Raw genomic sequence first — 24,990 nt, 5'->3', positions numbered from 1 at the left:
GTTTCGTGACCACTGCGACTACGAGCGGAAGGGGCCCCTCACCTCGTAGGTGATCCCGCCCGACGAACTGCCGCTCGTGCCCCGCTGGCTGGAGAAGTACAGCCTGGTTCCGTCCGGCGAGAACGCCGGCCCCGTGATCTCCGAGCTCGACTGGCCGTCGATCCGCAGGAACGGGGCGATCACGTCGTCCGGGGTGATCACGCAGATCTCCATGTTGCCGCCGTCCTCCGCGACGAACAGGTCGCCGGAGGCGGAGCCGGTGATGTTGTCGACGCCGGTGAGGGGAGCCGTACCGGAGGTGACGAGGGAGTCGTCGTACGCCAACTCGTAGGTGTTGTTGGTGAGGTTGAGCTGCCAGACGCGGTTGTCGCCCTTGGTGGTGAACCAGACCGTGTCGTCGGCGTAGTGGCAGCCCTCGCCGCCGTTGAAGGACTTGGAGCCCGAGACCTGGCTGCGGGTGGCCGTCGGGGAGCCGTCCGGGTCGGGGACGTTCGCCCAGCTGAAGGAGCCGGACGTACCGCTGCCCGCGACCATCACCTGCAGCGTGCCGGAGGCCAGGTTGCCCCAGGTGTTCGGCACGAAGCGGTAGAAGCGGCCGTTGGACTCGTCCTCGGTCAGGTAGATCACCTTGCGCACCGGGTCGGCGGCCGCCGCCTCGTGGTTGAAGCGGCCCATCGCGTCCCGGCGGATCGCCGCGTTCGTCCCCCAGGGGTCGGTCTCGTAGACGTAGCCGAGGGACACCTCCTCGCAGGACAGCCAGGTGTTCCACGGGGTCTTGCCGCCCGCGCAGTTGCGGTTGGTGTTGGACAGGATCCGGTAGGCGCCCGTGATGGTGCCCGAGGAGTTGAACTTGACGGCGCCGGCGCCGCCGGTGGAGGAGATTTCCGAGTTGGAGACGTAGATCCAGCCCGTGCCGTCGGCGAAGCAGGCGCCGCCGTCAGGGGCGTTGTGCCAGGTGTACGAGGTTCCGGAGACCGTCTGGCCGGAGCGGGCTATGACGCGGCTGGTGAAGCCGCTGGGGAGTCTGATGCCGTTGGCGTCGGGGGAGCCCAGCGCCCCGTAGGGGCCGGTGCCGGGCTGGGCCGGGGCCGCGTGGGCGGCGCCGCGCCACAGGGTTCCGCCGAGCACGGCGGTAGAGCCGCCGAGGACGGCCGCACGGAGAAGGCTACGACGTTCCACTCTCTCTCCAAGAGGTGTCGTACCGCCCCGCCGCCGGTCGACGGCGGGGTCGTGCCTGGGGGGCGGCATGGAACCTAGGGGCGGAGGGTGGACGGACCGTGACCGGCGCATGACCGTCGGGCGGCGTACCTGGGTGCCGGCTGTGCGCCGCCCCCGCGTGCTCATGTGAGTGCCACCCGCGTGCGCTCCCCGGCGTGCCGATGCCCGTATGCGCTCCCCTGAGTGCAGCCCATGTGCGTCACCCACGCAACACCGGCACCCCCCGCTTCCGCTGCTGCCCGGGCTTCTCGGACCCCGGACCGTGCCCTTCGTGCGGCGCCTGAGCCGACGGCAGCCGGATCACCGCGTCCAGCCCGCCCGCGGCCGCCGCGTGCAGGCTCGCCTCACCGCCGCTCGCGTGCGCCAGCCGCTGGACCAGTGAAAGGCCCAGACCCGTCCCGCCCTTGGGGGCGCCCGGCGCACGCCAGAAACGGTCGAAGGCGCGGGCCCGCTGCTCCGGCGTCATACCGGGGCCCTCGTCGGTGATGTGCAGGTCGACCCAGGCGGGGCGGGCGTCGCGCAGGGCGCGGCGGGCCGGGACGTGGAGCCGCAGCTCCATGGTCACGGTGCTGCCTGCCGGGGAGGCGCGCAGGGCGTTGGACAGCAGGTTGTCCACGATCTGCTCCACCCCGCCGGGTACGGCGAGCACGGGCCCCACACTGCCCGCGAACAGCACCAGCGAGACCCGCTGCTTCTCGAACAGCGGCTGCCAGGTGCGGTGCCGTTCCGCGCAGACCGCGCCCACGTCGACCGGGCCGGGCGTCGCGGCGTTCTCCTCCAGGCGCGCCATCGCCAGCAGCCCCTCCACCATCCGCGACAGCCGGTCCGTCTCGGTCACCGCCGCGGCGAGACTGCCCCGGCCGCGGACGGCGACGTTCGGCTCCAGGTTCTCCAGCCGCAGCCGCAGCGCCGCGAGCGGCGTCTTGAGCTGATGGGAGGCCTCGCCCGCGAACGCGTGCTGGGCGTCGAGGAGATGGGCGAGCCGGGCCGCCGTACGGTTGAACGCGGCGGCGAGCCGGCGCACTTCGGGCGGCCCCTTGGTGATCGTCACCGGCGTGGCGAGGCCACCGTCGGCCAACTCGTCGGTGGCCTGCTCCAGTTCACGGATGGGCCGACCCGTCCAGCGAGCGATCGCGAACCCGAGCCCGGCGACCGCGGTGAGCACACCGAGCCCGCCGAGCCCGAGCAACAGCCACACATGATGGACGCGCTCGTGCACCGTCCGGGTCGGCACCGTCAGCCATACGGCGCCCTGCAGACCGGAGGTGTGCCGGATGGGCGCGGCGACCGACAGGTACTCGACCCCGCCGATGGTCGACGTACGGACGTCCACCGTGGAGGTGCCGTGCAGGGCGGCCGCGATACCGGGGCGCGAGGCGAGGTCGGCGGACATGACGGCGGCCAGCGGGTGCGAGGTGGCGAGCAGAGCGCCCGAGGCGTCCACGATCACCACCTTGCCGCCGATGCGCTCGGCGCAGTGGACGACCCGGCGGGGCAGGTCCCGCTCCGCCCGCCCCGCGCTGAGGGACAGCGAGGCGTACGCCGACACCGACTCGGCCTCGTCCTTCGCCGCGTTCACCACCCGCTCCCGCTCGCCGCGCGAGTAGACGAAGCCCAGCGGGATCTCCAGACAGAGCAGCACGAGCGCGGCCAGGCTCAGATAGCTGAGCAGCAGCCGGCGGGTCATGGCGAGGACACCTGCGGCCCGCCCGGCTCGGCCTGCACCGCCAGCCGGAAGCCGACCCCGCGCAGCGTCTGGATCCACGCCGGGTCACCCAACTTCCGCCGCAGCGAGGCGACATGGACGTCCAGCGTCTTGGTCGGCCCCTCGTAGTGCGGATCCCACACCCGGTCCAGGATCTGCTGCCGGGAGTACACCGCGCCCGGGTCCTCGGCCAGCAGCGCCAGCAGCTCGAACTCCTTGGGCGTGAGGGTCACGGGCACCTCACCGACCCAGACCTGACGGGTGCGACGGTCGACGACGAGGGGGCCGGGGGCGTACGCGGGCTGGGGCGCGGTGTCGTCGTACGAGGAGGGCGGCGGGGTCTCGTGCGACGGGGGCGGCGCGATCTCGTACGACGGGGGTGGCGCGGTGTCGTAAGGCCGTGAGGGCGCGATGTCGTACGGCAGCACCGGCGCTTCGGGGGAGGCCGCCACCGCCTCCGCGCGCTGGGTCCGCCGGGTCACCGCCCGCACGCGTGCCACCAGCTCCCGTACGCTGAACGGCTTCGCCAGATAGTCGTCCGCACCGAGCTCCAGCCCCAGCACCCGGTCGGCCTCCTCACCCCGCGCACTCAGGATGATGACCGGCACGTCCGAGACCTGGCGGATGCCGCGGCAGACGTCGATGCCGTCCATGTCCGGCAACCCGAGGTCGAGCAGCACGACATCGCCGTACGGCCTTCTCAACCCCTCCGCTCCGGTGGTGACGTGATCCACCGTCAGGCCGAAATTGCCCAGTCCCTCGGCGAGCGGTTCGGCGATCGTCTCGTCGTCCTCTATGAGCAGCACTTGTATGCCCATGGGTCCTGTCTCTCGAATTGACATTCTCTGCCCTGAAGTCGACACGCTACAGGGAACAAGCGCTTGCACGGTCGCGCGACAAAGAATGTCCAATTCCTGGGCGCACTCTGGCCTTCGCTTAACCTTCGTCTGGTGTACCCCCCTCTACGGTGTGATGACCTGGCCGAACTCCCAGCCGAGGAGGCACCGTTGAAGGCACTGCTGGACCGAGCCCGATCGTTCAAACGGCGGGTCGATTTCGAGAGCAGCGAATACCGGAAACTGGCCGAGGGGCAATATCCCGAGGCACTCTTCATTACCTGCTCGGACTCGCGGGTAATCCCCGCGCTGATTACCGGCGCACGACCCGGAGAGATATTCGAGCTGCGAAACGCGGGCAATATCGTGCCGCCGTACGGCAGCCCCGGCGCGTCCGGGGAGGCCGCCACCGTCGAGTACGCGCTGGAGGTGCTCGGCGTTCAGGACATCATCGTGTGCGGTCACTCACACTGCGGCGCGATGGGCGCGCTGAAGTCCGGCGACGACCTCTCCGCACTGCCCGGCGTGGACGCCTGGCTGCGACTGGCCCGCCCCGAACTGTCACCGGTCCTCACGACCGCCTCCGACGACCCGTCGCTGCCCGACGTGGCGCAGGGCAATGTCGTCAACCAGCTTGCCGTACTGCGGACTTACCCCGTCGTAAGGCAGCGGCTGGACGCGGGGCGGCTGCGGCTGCACGGCTGGTACTACGAGGTGGACACCGGGCAGGTGCACGAGTTGGAGGGCGACGGTCTGTTCCGGGTGCACAGCGGATGAGCGGGGCACATGCGCGAGGGCGCGGTTCGGGACGGGCGAAGGCGGCACCCGCCACGAAGCCCGCGGGCACGCCGTCGGCCAGGCCGGGCCCCGAGTCCGGCTCCAAGTCCGGCTCCAAGCCCGGCTCCAAGTCCGGCTCCAAGCCCGGCTCCAAGCCCGACCTCGCCACCGAGATCACCGCTTCCCTCGTCGTCTTCCTCGTCGCCCTGCCCCTGTGCATCGGTGTGGCCGTCGCCTCCGGTGTCCCGGCCGAGCTCGGGATCATCTCCGGGGTGATCGGCGGCCTGGTCGTCGGCGTGGTGCGGGGCAGCACGCTCCAGGTCAGCGGGCCGGCCGCCGGGCTCGCCGCGCTGGTCGCGGAGACGGTGCTGGAGCACGGGGTGGCGATGCTCGGCGTGATCGTCCTGTTCTCCGGCATCCTGCAGATCGTCCTCGGCGTCGTACGCCTCGGCCGGATGTTCCAGGCGATCTCCATCGCGGTCGTCCAGGGCATGCTGGCCGGCATCGGGCTGCCGCTGATGTTCAGTCAGGCCTACCCGATGGCCGACGCCAAGGCCCCCGGCACACCGATCGAGAACATGGCGGGGATACCGGGCCTGTTCGCGGACATCCTCACCGACCCCCAGGCGATGATCGCCACGCTGCTCGGCGTCGCCACGATCGTGCTGAGCTTCGTGTGGAAGAAGGTGCCGGGTCCGGCCAAGCGGATCCCGGCCGCGCTGGTCGCGGTCGGCATCGGCATCGCGGTCGCCGCGCTGCCGGGCGTGGACGTGAAGACGCTCCAGGTGGGCAACCTGCTCGCGTCGGTACAGGTACCGGGCGCCGAGCAGTTCGCCGGCCTCGCGGACACCGCGATCATCGGCTCCATCCTCACCTTCACGGTCATCGCCTCCGCGGAGAGCCTGTTCACCGCGGCCGCCGTGGACCGTATGCACAGCGGCCCGCGCACCCGCTACAACACCGAACTCATCGCCCAGGGCGCCGGCAACACGGTCGCGGGCGTCCTCGGCGCCCTCCCCATCACAGCGGTCGTGGCCCGCAGCTCGGCCAACGTCCAGGCGGGTGCGAAGACCCGCATCTCCCGCACCCTGCACGGCCTGTGGCTGCTGGCCTTCGCACTCCTGCTCCCGCAGGTGCTGGCGTTGATCCCGATCTCGGTGCTGGCAGGGGTCCTGGTCCACAGCGGCTGGAAGCTCTTCGCGCCGGAGGAGTTCCCGAAGATGTGGCGCCAGGACAGGGGCGAGTTCGTCGTCATGACGGTGACGACACTGGTCATCGTGGCGACGGCACTGCTGGAGGGCGTCCTGATCGGCCTGGCGGCCGGGATCGTCCTCGCGGCCCTGCGCATGTCCCAGACGGTCATCCGCCAGCACATCGAGGACGACACGGCGAAGGTCGTCATGGCGGGCAACGCGACGTTCCTACGCCTGCCTCAGGTGATCGAGGCCCTGGAGTCCGCGGCGGCCTCGGGCAAGCCCCGCATCCGCCTGGACCTGACCGGCGTAACGCATCTGGACCACGCGTGCCGCAACCAGGTCGAGGAGTTCACGGCACAGCAGCGGGGAATGGGGCTGCGCGTGGAACTGCTGATGCCGGGGCCGGCGAAGGCGGAGGCACCTGCAACCAGGGCACCCGAGCCGGCACCGAGTCGGACGCCGAGTCCGACGGCGAGTCCCACACCGAGTCCGACACCGACCGTGGCACCGTCCCCCGGCCCGGACGCCCAGTGGTTCTACCTGGACACGCGCCCGCTGCCCGGCGGTTACGACGACTACGCCGAGCGCCCGCCGCTCGTGGGCTGAGCCGGCCGGTGAACCACCCGCACCGCCCTCCCGTCTCTCCTCGTGACCACCACGCGCGGAGGAGAGCAGACCTTGACTGGCAAAGACGCCGAGCAGACCGACGAGCGGGCTCACGGCCCCGGGCCCTGGTGGGGGGAAGTCGGGACCTGGGGAGCTGTCGGGCTGATCGCCTTCGGGTGTCTCGTGGCGGCGTGGGGCTTCTTCCGGCTGCCCGGCGCCCCAGAGGAGATGGCGGGCGGCTACCACGCGGCCGCCAAGGTCGTCGCCGTCGGCCTGGTGGTCGCGGGAAGCTCCCTCCTGGGCCGCCGCCGCGACCGGGTCGCGGCCACCGAGGGGCCGAACGGGTCGGATCGCGCCTGACTGACCGCACGGCGCCGAGGCGGCCTGCGGCAACGTGAGAGGGCGGCACCCATACACAGGGTGCCGCCCTTGGGGTGCAGTCGGCGGTGCGCGGGCGCCGCGCGCCCCGCTGACGCCCTGCCGGTGCCCCTCTGCGCCGCGCTACGTTCCTTCGGATGGGCGACTCACCCTGCCTCGCCCGCCCGAGGGAAGGAACAGCAACGTTGGACACGACCGCGTGGCAGACCACTGCCGAACTCGCCGCGTTCCTCGACCGGGCCGCAGCGCACGTGCCCGCCGCAGAGCGGCGCCTACTCCAAGTGCTGAAGATCGGGGAGGAGTTCGGCGAAGCCGCCCAGGCCGTCATCGGAGCGACCGGCACGAACCCGCGGAAGGGAGCGAGCCATACCTGGGACGACGTGACGGCGGAGGTCTGCGACGTGATCATCACGTCGATGGTGACGCTGCACCGCCTCGGCGTACCCGACCCCGAGGCCGTGTTCACCGAGCACCTGAAGCAGGCCGCGGCCCGCACGGTCACCGTCCGGGAGGGCTGACGTGGAGCGAGTGCTGCCGCGCGAGGAGTGGATCCGAACCCTTCCGCAGGCCGTCGTCGCGTCCTGCGTGCTGCTCCTGGACCCCGATGACCGCATCCTGCTGCTCCGCTACGCCGAGGGCCAGCCGATGGCCGGAACCTGGTGGCTGCCGGGCGGAATGCTGGACCACGGGGAGGACCCGCCGACAGCCGCGCGCCGGGAACTGTACGAGGAGACCGGCATCGTCCCCGACCGGCCTCTCCGCTTCCTCGGCTACGACCACCGAGCCGACGTGAAGGGAACGGGCCCGGCGATCGACTTCTTCTTCCACGGCGGCACCCTGGCAACCGGCCAGCCCATCAGACGCAGCCCCGAGCACGACCAGGACGGCTTCTTCTCCCTGCCCGAGCTGGAGTCCACGCCCCTGTCGGCCCACCTGCCGACGCTCACCGCCCTGCACACCGCCGCCCACTCCGGAACCGTCGTGTGCCTCCGCGAAGGGCGGCCCCTGTGACCGCGACCGCACAGTCGCAGCACGCCGCCGACGCCCGCCTGAACGCCGCCACCTGGGACGGGATCGGCCGCCCGAACCGCACCCGCCCGAAGGCCATGGAGTGGATGTTCCGCACGGCACCCGGCCCCGGCCCGGAACTCCTCGGGCCACTCACCGACGCGACCGTCGCGGAGCTCGGCTGCGGTCACGGAGCACAGCTCGCCGGCCTGGCCGAGCACGGCCTCGCACGCGGCATCGGTATCGACGTGTCCCCGGTGCGCGTCCACCACGCCATGACCAGCTTCGGACACCTACGGCCCCTGGAGTGGTGGCTGGGAGACGCGGTGCCGATCATCCCCCGTCTCCCCCGCCTGGACGCGGCGTTCTCCAACTTCGGCGCTCTGTGGTTCGCCGACCCGCACCGCATCCTGCCCGCCCTGACCGACCGTCTCCGCCCCGGCGGCCGCCTGGTGTTCTCCTGCCTGACCCGCTCACCGGGCATGCCGGAGGGCAGGCGGCGCATGCTGGTGCGGACGGGACCGGCCAGGTCGATGTGGACGGTGCGCTGGATGTACTCACTGGACGGGTGGGCCCGCCTCCTCGGCGAGTACGGCTATGCCGTCGACTACGTGTTCCGGCCCACCGATCCGGTGAACGCGTTCTGGGGTTCGGTCGTCGTGAGGGCCCGGCGGGGCGGTTAGGTGCGAGCCGCGTCTGAAGGCTCAAGGATCCGGCGAAGAGTGAGTGATCCAGTTCACTTCTGGGGTCGTCATGGCGGGTCTGACGGCGGTCGACCCATAACGCCTGGTCTCATCCTCCGAACGGCCCGCAGCGGAGCGGGCATCAATTGCCGGCACTGCGCGGTTTGTACGCCCTGGGTGGGCCGACGTCGAACCTGCGCGAGTGGCCAGGGGAAGGGACGGATGACCGTGGGACGGCGCAAGGCCAGCTGGGCAGTGGCGCTCACCGCCGTCGCGGCGGCCGCCGCCGGGGTCGTACTGCTCGGGCTCGACGACGCAGGACCCGAATCCGGTCCGAAGGCGTCTTTCACGCTCGGCTCCCATGAACCGCGGACGGTCGTGGGTGATTACGACGCGCCGGTGCCGCTCTTGACGCCCGCGTTCAAGAACACCGGGCCCGAAGCGGCCTCCCGCGGCGTCGTCGTGCGGGTGTCGGTCACCAACGCGCAGATCGACGAGACCGCCCCGAAACACCGCAACTGCTACTACTCGGACGACCACCGCACGGTGTTCTGCGAGTTCCCGGACGCCGTGCCCGTGGGAGGCGCGTTCGAGACGACCGAGCCGGTCACGGAGCGCGTCAACGCCCAGTACCACGAGCTCGAAGCGGCATACACCTACGCCGTGTGGACGTTGGGCAGTCCTCCACCGCACGCCCCGGACTACAAGGCGCACTACCGCCAGGGCACGGGTGACGTGCTCGGCCTGAAGTCGACGACCCTCAGCGCCGGCAAGCGCGCCGGTGAGCTGCGCTTCCGCTGGAAGGCGTACGCGGGGCCGGCGGACTGGTCTGTCAGCCCCCTCACGATCCGCGGCAGGGTCGGTGAAGAGGTCGAGGTGGACGTTCCGCGGCCGCAGGCCACACCGGAGCCCGCCCCGGAACGGATGCGTGTCCAACTCCCGCCGGGCACCACACTGGTCGAGCTCACACAGGAGTTCCGGGAATCGAAGCCCTCCGAAGTGAGCTACTGCTCGCGGGACACGGAGGACGAGAACATCTACTGCACCGACCCCGACTGGAACGTCCTACGGGTGCGCATCGACCGTCGGGTCGACGGCGCCGAGGGGCGGATCTCGGTGCCCGAGCCGCTCGACGGCGACACCGACCCGGCCGACAACTCCGCTCGGATCAAGGTGGAGATCACCGGCACCCCCGAATAGGCGGACCGCGCCGGGAGAGGACATCGGACCTGGCCTCTCGACGTGACGCAGGAGAGGGCGGCACCCCCGCACAGGATGCCGCCCTCTTTGGTGCACCGGAGTCGCCGCCCATCGGTCTTGAGGGTCGGGGACAGGCGACGACTCCGGAGTTCAGTGGCCGTAGGGCCCACGCGTGCCCGCGCCGGGCTCAGCGGTGGTCGCTGCCCTCCGACTGCGTGGCCGCCCGCCCCGCTTCCAGTCGCGCCACCGGGATCCGGAACGGCGAGCAGGAGACGTAGTCGAGGCCGACCTCGTGGAAGAAGTGCACCGACTCCGGGTCACCGCCGTGCTCGCCGCACACACCCAGCTTCAGGTCGGGACGCGTCGCGCGCCCCGCCTTCGCCGCGGCCGCGACCAGTGAGCCCACGCCGTCCTTGTCGATCGTCTCGAACGGGGAGACGCCGAAGATGCCCTTCTCCAGGTACGCCGTGAAGAACGAGGCCTCCACGTCGTCCCGGCTGAAGCCCCACACCGTCTGGGTGAGGTCGTTCGTGCCGAAGCTGAAGAACTCCGCGGCTTCCGCGATCTGGCCTGCCGTCAGCGCTGCGCGCGGCAGCTCGATCATCGTGCCGATGGACAGCTTGAGCTGCGTGCCGGTCGCGGCCTCGACCTCCGCGATGACCTGGTCGGCCTCCTCGCGGACGATCTCCAGCTCCTGGACCGTGCCGACGAGCGGGATCATGATCTCGGCGCGCGGGTCGCCCTTGGCGTTCTTGCGCTCGGCGGCGGCCTCGGCGATCGCGCGGACCTGCATCGTGAACAGGCCGGGGATGACCAGGCCGAGGCGCACACCGCGCAGACCCAGCATCGGGTTCTGCTCGTGCAGGCGGTGCACCGCCTGGAGCAGCCGCAGCTCGTTCTCGTGCGGCTCCTGGCGGGACTCGGCGAGGGCGACACGGACCGACAGCTCGGTGATGTCGGGAAGGAACTCGTGCAGCGGCGGGTCCAGGAGACGGATCGTCACCGGCAGTCCGTCCATCGCCGAGAACAGCTCGACGAAGTCCTTCTTCTGCAGCGGCAGCAGCTCCGACAGGGCGGCCTCGCGCTCGTCCTCCGTGTCGGCGAGGATCAGCTTCTCGACCATCTCACGGCGCTCACCCAGGAACATGTGCTCCGTACGGCACAGGCCGATGCCCTGCGCCCCGAAGCGACGGGCGCGCAGCGCGTCCTCGGCGTTGTCCGCGTTGGCGCGCACCCGCAGCCGGCGCTTGCGGTCGGCGAACGCCATGATCCGGTGCACGGCCTCGACCAGTTCGTCGGCGTCGTTGGCGCCCGCGTGCATGCGGCCCTCGAAGTACTCCACGACGGGGGAGGGGACCACCGGGACCTCGCCCAGGTAGACCTTGCCGGACGAACCGTCGATGGAGATGACGTCGCCTTCCTCGACGACGTGACCGCCGGGGACGGTCATACGGCGGCGCTTGGTGTCGACCTCAAGCTCCTCCGCGCCGCACACGCACGTCTTGCCCATGCCGCGCGCCACCACGGCGGCGTGGGACGTCTTGCCGCCGCGCGACGTCAGGATGCCCTCGGCCGCGATCATGCCGTCCAGGTCGTCGGGGTTGGTCTCCCGGCGGACCAGGATGACCTTCTCACCCGAGCGCGACCACTTCACGGCGGTGTACGAGTCGAAGACCGCCTTGCCGACCGCCGCACCCGGCGACGCCGCGATGCCCCGGCCGACCTGCTCGACCTTCGCCTCCTCGTCGAACTTCGGGAACATCAGCTGGGCGAGCTGGGCGCCGTTGACGCGCTGGAGCGCCTCCGCCTCGTCGATCAGGCCCTGGTCGACGAGCTGCGTGGCGATACGGAAGGCCGCGCCCGCCGTGCGCTTGCCGACGCGGGTCTGGAGCATCCACAGCTGACCGCGCTCGATCGTGAACTCGATGTCGCAGAGATCCTTGTAGTGGTTCTCCAGCGTCTCCATGATCTGCATCAGCTGGTCGTACGACTTCTTGTCGATCGTCTCCAGCTCCGCCAGCGGGACCGTGTTGCGGATGCCCGCCACCACGTCCTCGCCCTGCGCGTTCTGCAGGTAGTCGCCGTACACGCCCTGGTGGCCGGAGGCGGGGTCGCGGGTGAAGGCGACGCCCGTGCCGGAGTCCGGGCCGAGGTTGCCGAAGACCATGGAGCAGACGTTGACGGCCGTGCCGAGGTCGTGCGGGATGCGCTCCTGGCGGCGGTAGAGCTTCGCGCGGTCGCCGTTCCACGAGTCGAAGACCGCCTTGATGGCGAGGTCCATCTGCTCGCGCGGGTCCTGCGGGAAGTCCCGGCCGGCCTCCTTCTTGACGATCTTCTTGAAGGAGGTGACCAGCTTCTTCAGGTCGGCGGCCTCCAGGTCGGTGTCGACCGTGACCTTCTTGGCCTCCTTGGCCTTGTCGAGGGCCTCCTCGAAGAGCTCGCCGTCGACGCCGAGGACCGTCTTGCCGAACATCTGGATGAGGCGGCGGTACGAGTCCCAGGCGAACCGCTCGTCGCCGGCCTGGTCGGCGAGGCCCTTCACGGACTTGTCGGAGAGGCCGATGTTGAGGACCGTGTCCATCATGCCGGGCATCGAGAACTTGGCGCCGGAGCGGACCGAGACGAGCAGAGGGTTGTCGGGCTGGCCGAGCTTCTTGCCCATGCGGGACTCGAGGGCGTCGAGGTGCGCACTCACCTCGTCACGCAGTGCCGCCGGCTCGTCGCCGCTGTCGAGGTAGACCTTGCAGGCTTCCGTCGTGATCGTGAAGCCGGGGGGAACGGGAAGTCCCAGGTTGGTCATCTCGGCGAGGTTGGCGCCCTTGCCACCCAAGAGGTCCTTGAGGTCCTTGTTTCCCTCGGTGAAGTCGTAAACGAACTTCGCTACGTGGGGTTCTTTGTTTTCCGACACGGTCTCGACTCCCTCGAGGACGTGGTGGCTGCCCTGACGGCGAGGAACATACCCAGATCGAAGGCGTCTGGGTACGTCTACTCATGCGTCATGCGCCTGTAACCACCCGTCCGCCAGTGGATCGAAAGTCAAAGCTTGGCAAGCCCCGACGGGCGGATGTTTTCACTTCTTGAACGCAAGCTGGCCCGCAAGTGCAGTTTGCCGCTCAAATGAGCAGGGATAGTCCACATCTGATTTCGATCGATGAACGATCAAGGGGTGGCACCCAGTGCCACCCCTTGGAGAAGTGCAGCCGCTCAAGATCCGCTCATCTGAGCGCAACCCTTATCAGGGGTGGCGAGAATCACGCTGCCACAGCTGCCCGGATTTCACCATGCGGACGTGCCTCAAAACGGAAACCCGGCCGTCACACACCCAGCGCGAGCAGCCGTTCCTCCACCCGCTCCGGCGCGTAGAGGTGCTCCACGACCAGCGCCCCGGCGCCCACCAGCCCCGCCCGCTCCCCCAGCCGCGAGGTCACGACGTCCAGATGAGCGGTGGAGCGCGGCAGCGCCCGCTGGTACAGCAACTCCCGCACGCCGGTGAGGAAGGGCGTTCCGGCCAGATCCCCGGCGATCATCAGGACCCCGGGGTTGAGCAGCGTCACGACCGTCGCCAGCACGTCCCCGACCTGCCGCCCGGCCTCCCGGGCCAGCGCGGCCGCCCCCGGGTCCCCGGACGCCAGCAGGTCCCGCACATCCGCGCCAGAGGCCGCCGGTACCCCCCTCTCGGCCAGCCGCCGGGCCACGGCACCGCCACTGGCGACGGCGGCCAGGCAGCCGTACGAACCGCACCGGCACAGCGCGTCGGAGCCCGCCGGCACCCGGATGTGGCCGATGTCGCCGGCGCCCCCGTCGATGCCCCGGTAGATCGAGCCGCCGACGACGACTCCGGCGCCGATGCCGGTCGACACCTTCACGAGCACGAACGCCGAGCAGTCCGGGAAGGCCGTGCGCTGTTCGCCGTACGCCATGAGGTTGGCGTCGTTGTCCACCAGGACCGGGACCGGGGCGGCGTCCGTGGCCTCGGTGAAGGCTGTGGCGAGGCGCCCCGCTATGTCGTAGCCGTCCCAGCCCGGCATGATCGGCGGCTGGACGACCCGGCCTGTCTCGGTGTCGACCGGCCCCGGGACGGCCAGCCCGATGCCGCAGACCTCCTCGGCGCGGTGGCCGGCCTTCTCCAGGAGCCCGGCGAACCAGCGGCCGAGCTCGCCCAGCACCGCGTCCGGCCCGTCCTCGATGACCAGCGTGCCGGTGTGCTCGGCGAGGATCTCGCCGGTCAGGGACAGTACGGCGGCGCGCGCGTGCCGGGTCTCCAGGTCGGCGGCGAGGACGACGGCGTGGGCGTCGTCGAACTCGAGGGTGATGGAGGGACGGCCGCCGAGCGGGGAGTCCACCGGACCCCCGGCGCCCTCGCGCAGCCAGCCGGCACGGAAGAGCCGGTCGAGGCGCTGGCCGACGGTGGCACGGGACAGCCCGGTGGCCTGCTGAAGCGCTCCGCGCGTGACGGCCCGCCCGCTGCGCACCAGTTCGAGCAGTTCTCCGACGCCGGCCTGACTCCGTGCGCTCATGCACACCCCCTTGTGTTTCTCAACTCTGCATTACATATTGAGTTTTGCGTGTTAAATAGACGTAACCCTACGGTAGCCATGACCGAACCGGTCGTCCGGACGTCTTTCGGGGAGCCCCGAGTGGATCGCACTGCCCAGCTCACAGCCCGTCCCACGGAGCGTGACATCGCATACGATCCGCCCCCCGCGGCGGATTCGCTGCACGTCAGGGCCGCAGAGGTACTGGAGGCCAACTGGACCGGCACCTCGACGGTGCCCTCGCGCAGCCTGTATCCGCACCAGTGGTCCTGGGACTCGGCGTTCATCGCGATCGGCCTCAGGCACATCTCGCCGTTACGTGCGCAGACGGAACTGGAGACGCTTCTTGACGCCCAGTGGGGTGACGGGCGCGTGCCGCACATCGTCTTCAACCCCTCCGTGCCGCTCGACGCCTACTTCCCGAGCCCCGACTTCTGGCGCTCCTCGACCGCGGGGCGTGCTGCGGGCGCCCCGCGCACCGTACAGACCTCCGGCATCGTGCAGCCACCGGTGCACGCGCTGGCGGCCTGGCTGGTGCACCGTGCCGACCCGGGGCTGTCCCGCGCGCGCGGCTTCCTCACCCGGGTGTATCCCCGGCTGGCCGCCTGGCACCGCTATCTGCTGCACGCGCGCGACCTGGGCGGCGGCGGCCTGGCTTCCGTCGTGCACCCCTGGGAACAGGGGATGGACAACAGCCCCTGCTGGGACGCGCCGCTGAGCAGGGTCACGCCCGCCCCGGCCCGCTCCTTCCGCCGCGCCGACCTCGACCACGGCGCCGCCGAGGACCGGCCGACGGATCTGGACTACGGGCGGTATGTGCGGCTGGCGGCGGACTACCGGGACGGCGGCTACGCCGACGGCGGCGGGGACTTCGCGGTCGAGGACCCGGCGTTCAACGCCCTGCTCATCGCCTCCGAGCACGCGCTGGCCCGGATCGCGCGGGAGCTGGGGGCGACGGGCACGGCCCGGCACGCGCGCGCCGAGCGCCTGACGGCGGCGCTGATCGAGCGGATGTGGGACCCGGCGGAGGGGATGTTCTTCTGCCGCGACGTGCGGGCCGAGGGGCGGACCGACCGACGGGGCGACGGGCGAAGCGGCCCGCGGACCGACGGACGCAGCGACGGCCCGGCCGGGGAGCTGATCCCCGAGCGCAGCGTCTCCGGCCTGATCCCCCTCCTCCTGCCCACCCTCCCGCGCGACATCACCGCCGCCCTGGTCCGCACGGCCCGCGGACCGCACTTCGGCCTCGGCGACACCACCCGCCTCGCCCCGTCGTACGACCTCCTCGGCGAGGCCTTCGACCGGCACCGCTACTGGCGGGGTCCCGCCTGGTTCAACACGAGCTGGCTGCTGGAGCGCGGACTGCGCACGCACGGCGAGCGGGAGCGGGCCGACGCCCTGCGCTCGGCGGTGCTGGAGCTCGCCGCCGCCTCCGACTTCGCCGAGTACGTCGACCCGTACACCGGCGAGGCCTGCGGAGCCACCGGCTTCGGCTGGACCGCGGCGCTCGCGCTGGACCTGCTGCACAGCGAGACCGGCGCACGGCCGGAAACCGAAGCCACTGCGATCAAGGGATTCAAGGGAGGTAACCGGGGATGACGGACCGCCATCATCTGCTTGTGTACGGGGGCACGTTCGCCGCCGTGGGCGACCGCGGCGACATCAGCGGCGTACGGGGCGTCGGCTCCCCGGAGGGATTGTTCGTACGTGACGCCCGGCACCTGAGCCGCTGGCAGCTCACGGTCGACGGGGCCGTGCCCGAGACGCTCACCCCGGTCGCCGACGGGGACACCGCCCGCTGCGTCCTGGTCCCGCGCGGCGGCCGCAACGAACCGCCCGCGTACACGCTCTTCCGCGAACAGGCCGTCGGCGACGGCTCGTTCGTCGAATCGCTCCGCGTGACGAGCAACCGCCCGGTGCCGACGACGGTCCGCCTCGCCGTGACCGCCGACGCCGACTTCACCGACCAGTTCGAGCTGCGCTCCGACCACCGTACCTACGCCAAGACCGGCGCCACCCGCTCCCGCCAGGTCCTGGAGCACGGCGTGGAGTTCACCTACCAGCGCGGCGAGTGGCGGTCGGTCACGACCGTGACGGCCGACCCGGCGCCGGACGGGGTCGAGGAGACCGGCACCGGCGCCCGCCGCCTCGTCTGGACCCTGGAGCTGGAACCGCACGGCACGACGGAACTGACCCTGCGGGTGATGGCCCGCCCGCACGGCGACAAACGGGCCCTGCGCGTACCGCGCTCCCCCGCCGCCCGCAACGACCAACTGCTCGCTCTGGAAGGCGAGTTCGTGGAGGGCGTGGCCTTCCCGACCGGCTGGCCGGAGCTGGCCGCCGCCTGCGCCCGGGGCCTGGCCGACCTGGCCTCGCTCCAGGTCCCGGCGACGGGCCCCGACGGCGAGGAACTGCGCGTCCCGGCCGCCGGCGCCCCCTGGTTCCTCACCCTCCTGGGCCGAGACGCCCTCCTGACCTCACTCTTCGCCCTCCCCTACCGCCCGCAGCTGGCCGCCGCCACCCTCCCCGCGCTGGCCGCGACCCAGGCGACGGAGACGGGCCCCGAGTCGGTCGCCCAGCCCGGCAAGATCGTGCACGAGGTACGGCACGGCGAGCTGGCGCACTTCGGGCAGGTGCCGTACGGCCGTTACTACGGCTCGGTGGACGCGACGCCGCTGTTCCTGATCCTGCTGGGCGCGTACGTCGAGCAGACCGGCGACACGGCACCGGCCCGCCGGCTGGAGCCGCACGCCCGGGCGGCGATCGGCTGGATGCTGGACCACGGCGGCCTGACCTCCCGCGGCTACCTGGTCTACCGCGCCGACGAGGGCGGCCTCGCCAACCAGAACTGGAAGGACTCCCCCGGCGCCATCTGCTCGGCCGACGGCACCCGCCCCGCCGGGCCGGTGATGGCGGCGGGCGCCCAGGGCTACGCGTACGACGCCCTGCGCCGTACGGCGTGGCTGTCCCGCACGGTGTGGCAGGACGAGACCTACGCGGCCCTCCTGGAACAGGCGGCCGGCGATCTCCGGGACCGCTTCCAGCGGGACTTCTGGATGGAGGAGCACTCCTTCCCCGCCCTGGCGCTGGACGGCACGGGCCACCAGGTGAACGCCCTGGCCTCGGACGCGGGACACCTGCTCTGGTCCGGTCTCCTCGACAAGGAGTACGGCGAACTGGTGGGCCGCCGCCTCCTGGAACCGGACTTCTTCTCGGGCTGGGGCGTGCGCACCCTCGCCTCCGGCCAACCGGCCTACCACCCCCTCTCCTACCACCGGGGCTCGGTCTGGCCGCACGACAACGCGCTCATCACCCTGGGCCTGGCCCGCTACGGCCTGCACGACGAGGCCCGCACGGTCGCCCACGCCCTGGTGGACGCGGCGACGACGACCGGCCACCGCCTGCCGGAGGTCCTGGCGGGCTACGGCCGCGACACCCACCCGGAACCGGTGCCGTACCCGCACGCCTGCGTACGCGAATCCCGCTCGGCGGCGGCTCCGTTGGCGCTGCTGACGGCGGTGGGAGGGGCGTAGGAGGGGGCACGGAAGGAGGGCGGCGGGCGTGTTGGCCTGGCGTTTGCCCAGCGTTTGCCGAGCGCTGGGGCACCAGGGCTGAACACCGGCCGGGGGCCGGCCGTACGGGATGACGGCGGGCCCCCAGCCTCCCCAGCGCGGCCCGCCACACCACTCCACCAGGGGCCTCGCACGGAAGGACCTTCGGGTGCCCGTCTTCACGCGCCTACGTCAACTGCCCGGTACGAACAACGGGCCCGCGGCCGCCGACGGCGAGGACGCCCCGCAGGGGCCACCCGCACCCGACGACGATGGCCGCACGGATGGTGCGGATGGGAAAGAATCGGCCGAAGGCGAAGCCGAGGCCGGAAAGAAGACGACCCCCTACCTCCGCTGGACCCTCACCGTCTTGGCCGCCGCCCTCATCCAAGTCTGCCTGCAGATGCCGAACACCCTCGGCAACCTCAAACCCACGGAGTTCATCCGCCTCCCCGCGGAAGCGATCATCGGCGCCGCCGTACTCCTCACCCTCCCCCGCCGCCCCCGCCTGATCGTCGCGGCGACCACCGGCGCCGCCCTCGGCGCCCTGACCGCCCTCAACGTCCTCGACATCGGCTACAACGAATACCTGGGCAGGCACTTCAACATCGTCCTGGACTGGGAACTCCTCGACGACGCCCAGTCGTACATGAAGGACTCCCTCGGCGGCACGACCATCACGCTCCTCACGATCGGCCTGATCCTCCTGGTCATCGCCCTCATCGCGCTCGTCGCCCTGGCCACCGTCCGCGTCGCCGAGGTCCTGGCCCGCCACAAGGCGGACGCGTCGAGAGGCGCCCTCATCGCCGGCACCGTGTGGATCACCTGCACGGCGTTCGGTCTCCAGGTCGCCGGCGTGCCGATCGCCGCGGACCACACCGCCGGCGTCATCAAGGTCCACGCACGCCGGGCGATGGACACCCTCCGCGACGAGGCGCAGTTCGCGAGGGACGCGAGGGCCGACACCTTCGGCGGCACTCCGCCCGCCCAGCTGGTCCCGGATCTGCGCGGCAAGGACGTCATCTTCACGTTCATCGAGAGCTACGGCCGCAGCGCGCTGGAGGACCCGGAGATCGCCCCCGGAGTCACGGAGACGCTCGACACGAGCACCAAGGCCCTCACCGAGGCCGGCTTCCACGCCAAGAGCGGCTGGCTGACGTCGGCGACCTTCGGCGGCAACAGCTGGCTGGGCCACTCCACCACACTCTCCGGCCTGTGGATCGACAACCAGCAGCGCTACCGCACGGTCATGGCCAGCGACCACCTCAGCCTCACCAAGGTCTTCCAGAAGACCGGCGACTGGGACACGGTCGGCGTCATGCCCGGCGTACAGAAGGCCTGGCCGGAACAGAAGTACTACGGCCTGGACAAGGTCTACAACGCCTTCCAACTCGGCTACAAAGGGCCGAAGTTCAGCTGGTCGACGATGCCCGACCAGTACGCCCTCGAAGCCTTCCAGCGCCAGGTCCACGGCAAGAAGCGCGACAAGCCGCTGATGTCGGAGATCATCCTCACCTCCAGCCACCAGCCCTGGGCGCCGATCCCCGAGATGGTCGACTGGGACGACCTGGGCGACGGCTCGGTGTTCAAGCCCATCCAGGAGGCGGGCACCGAGCCGGCGGACATCATCTCCGACTCCACCCGCTCCAAGCAGGAGTACGGCAAGTCGATCTCGTACTCGGTCACCAGCCTCACCCAGTGGCTGGAGCGCTACGGCACCGAGGACACGGTCCTCGTCTTCCTCGGCGACCACCAGCCGATGTCCCGGGTCAGCGGCGTCAGGGCCAGCCGGGACGTCCCGGTCTCGATCGTCGCCAAGGACCCGAAGGTCCTGGACAGGATCGCCGACTGGAACTGGGCGGACGGCCTCCAGCCCACGTCCACGACCCCGGTCTGGAAGATGAGCTCCTTCCGTGACCGCTTCCTGACGGCGTACGGCTCGACCCCGAGCCCGTCGACGTAGCGATCAGCCGCCGGAGGTGTCCAGTTCGGCGTCCTCGCTGACGCCCGCACAGTCGTAGGGGTCCTTCAGCCAGCCGTCCGGCAGCACCACCCGGTTGTTGCCGGACGTACGGCCGCGGGGCCCGTCGGCACCGGCAGGCCAGGGCTGGTCGAGGTCCAACTCGTCCAGCCCGTCCCGCAGTTCCGCCAGGAACGACGTGACGGCCAGCCGCTTGCGCATCTCGGAGCCGACCGCGAAGCCCTTCAGGTACCAGGCCACGTGCTTGCGGAAGTCGATGACACCGCGTGCCTCGTCACCGATCCACTCACCGAGCAGCGTGGCGTGCCGGACCATGACGTCGGCGACCTCGCGGAGGGAGGGACGTGCACCGCATCCATCAGTGCCTGCGGCACGGGCTTCCTCCCGCCCCTCGAAGGCCGCGACCAGGTCCGAGAACAGCCAAGGCCGCCCCAGGCACCCCCGCCCGACCACGACCCCGTCGCACCCGGTCTCCCGCACCATCCGCACGGCGTCCTCGGCCGACCAGATGTCGCCGTTGCCGAGCACGGGGATCTCCGGCACATGCTCCTTGAGCCGCGCGATGGCGTCCCAGTCCGCGGTGCCGCCGTAGTGCTGGGCGGCGGTGCGGCCGTGCAGCGCGATGGCCGTGACCCCCTCCTCGACGGCGATCCGCCCCGCGTCGAGGTAGGTGATGTGATCGTCGTCGATGCCCTTGCGCATCTTCATCGTGACCGGCAGGTCACCGGCCCCGCTGACCGCCTCCCGCAGGATCGCCCGCAGCAGGTTCCGCTTGAACGGCAGCGCCGAGCCGCCGCCCTTCCTGGTCACCTTGGGCACCGGGCACCCGAAGTTCAGGTCGATGTGATCGGCCAGCCCCTCCTCCGCGATCATGCGGACCGCCTTGCCGACGGTGGCCGGGTCGACGCCGTACAGCTGGATCGACCGAGGCTTCTCGCTCTCGTCGAAGTGGATCAGCTGCATGGTCTTCTCGTTGCGCTCGACCAGCGCCCGGGTGGTGATCATCTCGCTGACGAACAGCCCCTTGCCACCGCTGAACTCCCTGCACAGCGTGCGGAAGGGCGCGTTGGTGATCCCGGCCATGGGGGCCAGGACGACCGGCGGCTGGACGGTGTGCGGGCCGATCTGCAGGGGCGAGGCGGTCATGGGCATTCACCCATTCTCACGTACCGGACGGGGTGCGGCGAAATTCATTAGTTAGGCGTACTATTCAAGGATGCCGGAGCTCAGCCCCCGCCGCCGACTGCTGGTCCTCGCGATCTGCTGCATGAGCCTGCTGATCGTGAGCCTCGACAACACGGTGCTCAACGTCGCCCTGCCCGCCCTCCAGCGCGACCTCCAGGCGAGCACCTCGGGCCTGCAGTGGACGATCGACGCGTACACCCTCGTGCTCGCCTCGCTGCTGATGCTGGCCGGCTCCACGGCGGACCGCATCGGCCGCAAGCGCGTCTTCATGGCGGGCCTGGTCGTCTTCACCATCGGCTCGGCCCTGTGCTCCCTGGCCCCGAACCTGGACGCGCTGATCGCGTTCCGGATGGTGCAGGCGGTGGGCGGTTCGATGCTCAACCCGGTCGCGATGTCGATCATCACCAACACCTTCACGGATCCCCGGGAGCGGGCCCGGGCGATCGGGGTGTGGGGCGGTGTGGTCGGCATCTCCATGGCCGCGGGCCCGCTGGTCGGCGGACTGCTGGTGGAGTCGGTCGGCTGGCGGTCGATCTTCTGGGTCAACCTTCCGGTGGGGCTCGCGGCGCTCCTCCTCACCCTCCGCTACGTCCCCGAGTCCCGCGCCGCGAAGGCACGCCGCGCCGACCCGGTCGGGCAGGTGCTGGTCATCGCGCTGTTCGGCTCACTGACGTACGCGATCATCGCGGCGCCGACGGCACCGGCCGCCGAGATCCTCGTCCTCGGCGGCATCGCCCTGACCGCGCTGACCGCCCTCCTCGCCTACGAGCCGCGCCGCGCCGAGCCCCTCATCGACCTGCGCTTCTTCCGCTCGGCGCCGTTCAGCGGGGCCACGGTGATCGCGATCAGCGCGTTCGCGGCGCTCGGCGGCTTCCTGTTCCTGTCGACGCTGTACCTGCAGAACGTACGGGAGTTGGACGCACTGCACGCGGGCCTGTGGATGCTGCCGATGGCCGCGCTGTGCTTCGTCTGCGCACCGGTCGCCGGACGCGTGGTCGGCAGCCGGGGGCCCCGGTTGCCGCTGCTGATCGCGGGGGTCGCGATGACGGCGTGCGGGGTGCTGTTCGCGGCGTTCGAGGCGGGGACCAGGAACTCCACGCTGGTCCTCGGGTACGTCCTGTTCGGTCTCGGCTTCGGCTTCGTCAACGCGCCCATCACCAACACGGCGGTCTCCGGTATGCCGCGGGCGCAGGCCGGGGTGGCGGCCGCCGTCGCCTCCACCAGCCGTCAGCTGGGGCAGACGCTGGGTGTGGCGGTCGTCGGTGCGGTGTTGGCTTCCGGGGTGGGGGCGGCGTCGTATCGGACCGCGTTCGTCGATGCGGCTCGCCCCGCGTGGTGGATTGTCGCCGGGTGTGGGCTTGCGGTGCTGGTCGTGGGGCTGGTGACCAGCGGGGCGTGGGCGCGTGGGACCGCCGAGCGTACGGCTGAGAGGCTGGAGTCGGGCGAGGTGCGCGAAGCGTCTCGGGTCAGCGCGTAGTTCGGCGGCTGACGGTCGGTGGGGGCTGGTCGCTCCCCCAAGCTCTCGGCTTCGCTCGAGCAGGGGGGACCCCCATTCGCGGCGGAGCCGCACATTCACACAGGCCCGCGCCCCTTCAGGGCAATTTCGTGCAGCCTCGCCAAACGGTCCCGTGACTCCTCGTCCGCCGGCACATAGGTAACCATCCGCGGCCCCACCTCCGGGCTCAGCCACAAGTCGGTGTGATCGACCACGATCCGCCCCACATACCGGTTGATGAACTCCTTCCGCTTGCTGCGGTGCGCCACCACCTCATGCCGGTCCCACACCTCGCAGAACTCCGCGGACTCCGTGCGCAGACGCTTGAGGAGCGTCTTCCAGGCGGGCTCGCCCAGGTGGCCGGCCATGGCGGCGCGGAAGCGGGCGGCCATGAGGCGTTGGGTCGCCTCCAGGTGGACGATCGACGAGCGCCACTCGTCGTGCGTGTAGGAGAGGATCAGGCAGTTGCGGTCCTCGGGGGGCAGGGCGTCCAGGTCGCACAGCAGGAGGCCGTACGTGCGGTTGTGGGCGAGGATGTCGTAGCGGCTGTTCTGGAGGCAGGCCGGGTACGGCTCCAGTTGTTCCAGTACGGCCCGCAGGGCGGGGGTCACCGAGGGGCAGGTCGTCGCCGGGGTCGGGTCGACCGCGCCGGCCAGTTGGAAGAGGTGGGACCGCTCGCTGGGGTCGAGCATCAGCGCGCGGGCGAGGGCGTCGAGGACCTGGACCGAGACCTGGATGTCGCGGGCCTGTTCCAGCCAGGTGTACCAGGTGACGCCGACGGCGGAGAGCTGGGCGACCTCCTCGCGGCGCAGGCCGGGGGTGCGGCGCCGGCGGCCGCGGGGCAGGCCGACCTGCTCGGGGGTGATGTGTTCGCGGCGGTGGCGCAGGAAGGCGGCGAGTTCGTGGCGCCGGATGGCGGAGGCGGCCGTGGTTCGCGGGCCGTCCGCGGTCGCCGTCGCCTCCTGGGCTGCCATGGTCGTCATTCCTCCAGCCTGCCGCCGCCCGCACCCTGTTTCCAGGTGGTTCTGCTACCAGGATAAGGACACTCTGGTACCAGTCTCGGAGCCGGCGCAGGCTCGTGACCGTGACCGAAACCATCACTCCGCTCAAGGCCCGGACCACCGACGCACCACCCTCGCTCGGCGGCCTCGGCCTCTTCACCGTGCTGCTCGCGGCGGCACTCCCCCTCATCGACTTCTTCATCGTCAACGTCGCCCTGCCCACCATCGGCCACGACCTCGCGGCGAGCGAGGCCACGCTCGAACTCGTCGTCGCGGGCTACGGGTTGGCTTACGCCGTCCTCCTCGTCCTCGGCGGGCGGCTCGGCGACCTGTTCGGCCGGCGGCGGCTCTTCCTGGGCGGCATGGCGGCCTTCGGGCTGACCTCACTGGCGTGCGGGCTGGCGCCCAGCGCCTGGGCGCTCGTCGCGGCCCGGGTCGCGCAGGGCGCGGCGTCGGCGGCGATGCTGCCGCAGGTGCTCGCCACCATCCAGGCGGCCACCAGCGGTCAGCGCCGCGCGAAGGCCATGGGGCTGTACGGCGCGACGGCCGGGCTCTCCATGGTGGCCGGGCAGATCCTCGGCGGCGTCCTGGTGGCAGCGGACGTCGCCGGCACCGGCTGGCGCTCGGTGTTCCTGGTGAACGTCCCCGTGGTCGTCGCCGGTCTCCTCCTGGCCGCCCGCGCGGTCCCGGAGACCCGCTCGCAGCGCCCGGAACCGTTGGACGGACCCGGCACGGTCCTGCTCGCCGTCTCCCTCCTCACGCTGCTGGCTCCGCTCACCGAGGGCCGGGCGGCGGGCTGGCCGCTGTGGACGTGGCTGTCGCTGGCGGCGTTCCCGTTCGCCGCGGCGGCGTTCTACGCGGTGGAGCGCAGGGCGGACCGTCAGGGCCGTACGCCGCTGGTGCCGCCGAGCCTGTTCGCCCTCGTGTCCCTGCGCCGCGGTCTGGTGATGATCGTGCCGTTCTCGATCGGCTTCAGCGGCTTCATGTTCGTGATCGCGGTGGCGTTGCAGGAGGGGGCGGGTCGCGGTCCGGTCGCGGCGGGACTGGCCCTCGCCCCGATGGCGGTGGTGTTCTTCCTCGTCTCGCTGGCGGGCCCGCGGCTGGTGGCCCGATACGGCACCCGGGTCGTGACCGCCGGTGCGGCGATCCAGGGCCTGGGTGTGGCCCTGATGGCACTGGCCGCGTGGTACTCCTGGCCGGACCTCGGCCTCGTCGAACTGCTCCCCGGGGCGGCGGTCGCCGGCGCGGGCCAGGCCCTCCAACTCCCCGTCGTCTTCCGGATCGTGCTCTCCGAGGTGCCGACGGAGCGGGCGGGCGTGGGCAGCGGGGTGATGACCACCACCCAGCAGTCGTCCCTGGCCCTGGGTGTCGCGACACTGGGCACGCTCTTCCTCTCCCTGGTCCCCGGACTGGGCATGCGGGACGCGCTGGTGACAACTCTCCTGGCCCAGTTGGCCGGTGTAGCGCTGACGGGGCTGCTCAGTCTGCGTCTGCCGCGCACGATCGGCTGACCGACATGTGAGGGTGTGGCCACAGGTTGGTCAACTCGCCGGGGAGGAGTCCCTCTTGATGTTGGTCTTCATGCACACTCCTTGCTGCGCGAGGGCGCGCACACGGACTCGATGTCCTCGGACG

General features: G+C 71.1%; 19 protein-coding genes. 12 read left to right on the top strand and 7 right to left on the bottom strand.

The features are described from left to right. Positions 1–18 precede the first annotated feature (18 nt). From ACIBAG_RS09120 to ACIBAG_RS09110, 3 genes are all read right to left on the bottom strand, one after another. Positions 19–1,179: an alkaline phosphatase PhoX gene (locus ACIBAG_RS09120; RefSeq protein ID WP_399102676.1), complete on the bottom strand. Its 1,161-nt coding sequence runs from the start codon at positions 1,177–1,179 to the stop codon at positions 19–21. Between the two features lie 238 nt (positions 1,180–1,417). Continuing rightward, a complete protein-coding gene (locus ACIBAG_RS09115; protein ID WP_399102674.1) occupies positions 1,418–2,905 on the bottom strand; it encodes a sensor histidine kinase in 1,488 nt (495 codons plus the stop codon). Continuing rightward, positions 2,902–3,741 (bottom strand): response regulator transcription factor, encoded by an 840-nt coding sequence (locus ACIBAG_RS09110; RefSeq protein ID WP_399102672.1) that lies wholly within the window; start codon positions 3,739–3,741, stop codon positions 2,902–2,904. Before ACIBAG_RS09110 ends, ACIBAG_RS09115 begins: the two co-directional genes overlap by 4 nt. 189 nt (positions 3,742–3,930) lie before the next feature. Here ACIBAG_RS09110 and ACIBAG_RS09105 point away from each other — a divergent pair, with 189 nt between their 5' ends. From ACIBAG_RS09105 to ACIBAG_RS09075, 7 genes are all read left to right on the top strand, one after another. Next, positions 3,931–4,536, top strand: a complete 606-nt coding sequence (locus ACIBAG_RS09105; protein WP_399102670.1) for a carbonic anhydrase — start codon at positions 3,931–3,933, stop codon at positions 4,534–4,536. Continuing rightward, positions 4,533–6,338: a SulP family inorganic anion transporter gene (locus ACIBAG_RS09100; protein ID WP_399102667.1), complete on the top strand. Its 1,806-nt coding sequence runs from the start codon at positions 4,533–4,535 to the stop codon at positions 6,336–6,338. The genes ACIBAG_RS09105 and ACIBAG_RS09100 overlap by 4 nt, the downstream gene beginning before the upstream one ends. Positions 6,339–6,410: 72 nt before the next feature. Beyond that, positions 6,411–6,698, top strand: a complete 288-nt coding sequence (locus ACIBAG_RS09095) for a hypothetical protein (protein WP_399102664.1) — start codon at positions 6,411–6,413, stop codon at positions 6,696–6,698. Between the two features lie 203 nt (positions 6,699–6,901). Further along, positions 6,902–7,234: a MazG-like family protein gene (locus ACIBAG_RS09090; protein WP_399102662.1), complete on the top strand. Its 333-nt coding sequence runs from the start codon at positions 6,902–6,904 to the stop codon at positions 7,232–7,234. Between the two features lies 1 nt (position 7,235). Continuing rightward, complete coding sequence (locus tag ACIBAG_RS09085) at positions 7,236–7,727, top strand: NUDIX hydrolase (RefSeq protein ID WP_399102660.1); 492 nt, start codon at positions 7,236–7,238, stop codon at positions 7,725–7,727. Beyond that, positions 7,724–8,407: a class I SAM-dependent methyltransferase gene (locus tag ACIBAG_RS09080; RefSeq protein WP_399102658.1), complete on the top strand. Its 684-nt coding sequence runs from the start codon at positions 7,724–7,726 to the stop codon at positions 8,405–8,407. The genes ACIBAG_RS09085 and ACIBAG_RS09080 overlap by 4 nt, the downstream gene beginning before the upstream one ends. A gap of 222 nt (positions 8,408–8,629) precedes the next feature. Continuing rightward, positions 8,630–9,607 carry a hypothetical protein gene (locus ACIBAG_RS09075; RefSeq protein ID WP_399102656.1) on the top strand — a complete coding sequence of 326 codons (978 nt, stop codon included), beginning with the start codon at positions 8,630–8,632 and terminating at the stop codon, positions 9,605–9,607. Positions 9,608–9,794: 187 nt separating this feature from the next. Here the strand turns inward: ACIBAG_RS09075 and ppdK are convergent, their stop codons facing one another. Continuing rightward, positions 9,795–12,515 (bottom strand): pyruvate, phosphate dikinase, encoded by a 2,721-nt coding sequence (gene ppdK, locus ACIBAG_RS09070; RefSeq protein WP_399102654.1) that lies wholly within the window; start codon positions 12,513–12,515, stop codon positions 9,795–9,797. Positions 12,516–12,921: 406 nt separating this feature from the next. Next, the gene (locus ACIBAG_RS09065) at positions 12,922–14,124 is read right to left on the bottom strand and encodes an ROK family protein (RefSeq protein WP_399102652.1); all 1,203 of its coding nucleotides are present in this window, start codon (positions 14,122–14,124) and stop codon (positions 12,922–12,924) included. 120 nt (positions 14,125–14,244) lie between these two features. Between ACIBAG_RS09065 and ACIBAG_RS09060 the strand changes: the two genes are divergently transcribed. From ACIBAG_RS09060 to ACIBAG_RS09050, 3 genes are all read left to right on the top strand, one after another. Then, on the top strand, positions 14,245–15,741 hold the full coding sequence (locus ACIBAG_RS09060) for an MGH1-like glycoside hydrolase domain-containing protein (protein WP_399102650.1): 1,497 nt from the start codon (positions 14,245–14,247) through the stop codon (positions 15,739–15,741). Continuing rightward, on the top strand, positions 15,738–17,675 hold the full coding sequence (locus tag ACIBAG_RS09055) for a glycogen debranching N-terminal domain-containing protein (protein ID WP_399102648.1): 1,938 nt from the start codon (positions 15,738–15,740) through the stop codon (positions 17,673–17,675). Before ACIBAG_RS09060 ends, ACIBAG_RS09055 begins: the two co-directional genes overlap by 4 nt. 187 nt (positions 17,676–17,862) lie before the next feature. Then, positions 17,863–19,656 carry a CDP-alcohol phosphatidyltransferase gene (locus ACIBAG_RS09050; RefSeq protein ID WP_399102646.1) on the top strand — a complete coding sequence of 598 codons (1,794 nt, stop codon included), beginning with the start codon at positions 17,863–17,865 and terminating at the stop codon, positions 19,654–19,656. Positions 19,657–19,659: 3 nt separating this feature from the next. Here the strand turns inward: ACIBAG_RS09050 and dusB are convergent, their stop codons facing one another. Then, a complete protein-coding gene (gene dusB, locus ACIBAG_RS09045; protein ID WP_399102644.1) occupies positions 19,660–20,826 on the bottom strand; it encodes a tRNA dihydrouridine synthase DusB in 1,167 nt (388 codons plus the stop codon). Positions 20,827–20,890: 64 nt separating this feature from the next. On the opposite strand from dusB, the gene ACIBAG_RS09040 reads away from it, so the two are divergent. Continuing rightward, positions 20,891–22,336 carry an MFS transporter gene (locus ACIBAG_RS09040; protein ID WP_399102642.1) on the top strand — a complete coding sequence of 482 codons (1,446 nt, stop codon included), beginning with the start codon at positions 20,891–20,893 and terminating at the stop codon, positions 22,334–22,336. 95 nt (positions 22,337–22,431) lie between these two features. On the opposite strand, the gene ACIBAG_RS09035 is transcribed toward ACIBAG_RS09040, so the two are convergent. After that, on the bottom strand, positions 22,432–23,328 hold the full coding sequence (locus ACIBAG_RS09035) for a helix-turn-helix transcriptional regulator (protein WP_399103302.1): 897 nt from the start codon (positions 23,326–23,328) through the stop codon (positions 22,432–22,434). Between the two features lie 110 nt (positions 23,329–23,438). Here ACIBAG_RS09035 and ACIBAG_RS09030 point away from each other — a divergent pair, with 110 nt between their 5' ends. After that, positions 23,439–24,866 carry an MFS transporter gene (locus ACIBAG_RS09030; RefSeq protein WP_399102640.1) on the top strand — a complete coding sequence of 476 codons (1,428 nt, stop codon included), beginning with the start codon at positions 23,439–23,441 and terminating at the stop codon, positions 24,864–24,866. Positions 24,867–24,990 lie beyond the last annotated feature (124 nt).

The organism is Streptomyces sp. NPDC051243, from assembly GCF_044455405.1.
Classification (GTDB): domain Bacteria; phylum Actinomycetota; class Actinomycetes; order Streptomycetales; family Streptomycetaceae; genus Streptomyces.
Note: the sequence above shows the minus strand (reverse complement) of the source record. Positions and strands in the feature narration are given on the sequence as shown.

What these genes read in the sequence shown, in the direction of transcription:
- ACIBAG_RS09100 (WP_399102667.1), top strand. Translation starts at nt 4,533, where the DNA reads ATGAGCGGGGCACATGCGCGAGGGCGCGGTTCGGGACGGGCGAAGGCG.
- ACIBAG_RS09065 (WP_399102652.1), bottom strand. Translation starts at nt 14,124, where the DNA reads ATGAGCGCACGGAGTCAGGCCGGCGTCGGAGAACTGCTCGAACTGGTG.
- ACIBAG_RS09040 (WP_399102642.1), top strand. Translation starts at nt 20,891, where the DNA reads ATGCCGGAGCTCAGCCCCCGCCGCCGACTGCTGGTCCTCGCGATCTGC.
- dusB (WP_399102644.1), bottom strand. Translation starts at nt 20,826, where the DNA reads ATGCCCATGACCGCCTCGCCCCTGCAGATCGGCCCGCACACCGTCCAG.
- ACIBAG_RS09115 (WP_399102674.1), bottom strand. Translation starts at nt 2,905, where the DNA reads ATGACCCGCCGGCTGCTGCTCAGCTATCTGAGCCTGGCCGCGCTCGTG.
- ACIBAG_RS09055 (WP_399102648.1), top strand. Translation starts at nt 15,738, where the DNA reads ATGACGGACCGCCATCATCTGCTTGTGTACGGGGGCACGTTCGCCGCC.
- ACIBAG_RS09035 (WP_399103302.1), bottom strand. Translation starts at nt 23,328, where the DNA reads ATGGCAGCCCAGGAGGCGACGGCGACCGCGGACGGCCCGCGAACCACG.
- ACIBAG_RS09110 (WP_399102672.1), bottom strand. Translation starts at nt 3,741, where the DNA reads ATGGGCATACAAGTGCTGCTCATAGAGGACGACGAGACGATCGCCGAA.
- ACIBAG_RS09075 (WP_399102656.1), top strand. Translation starts at nt 8,630, where the DNA reads ATGACCGTGGGACGGCGCAAGGCCAGCTGGGCAGTGGCGCTCACCGCC.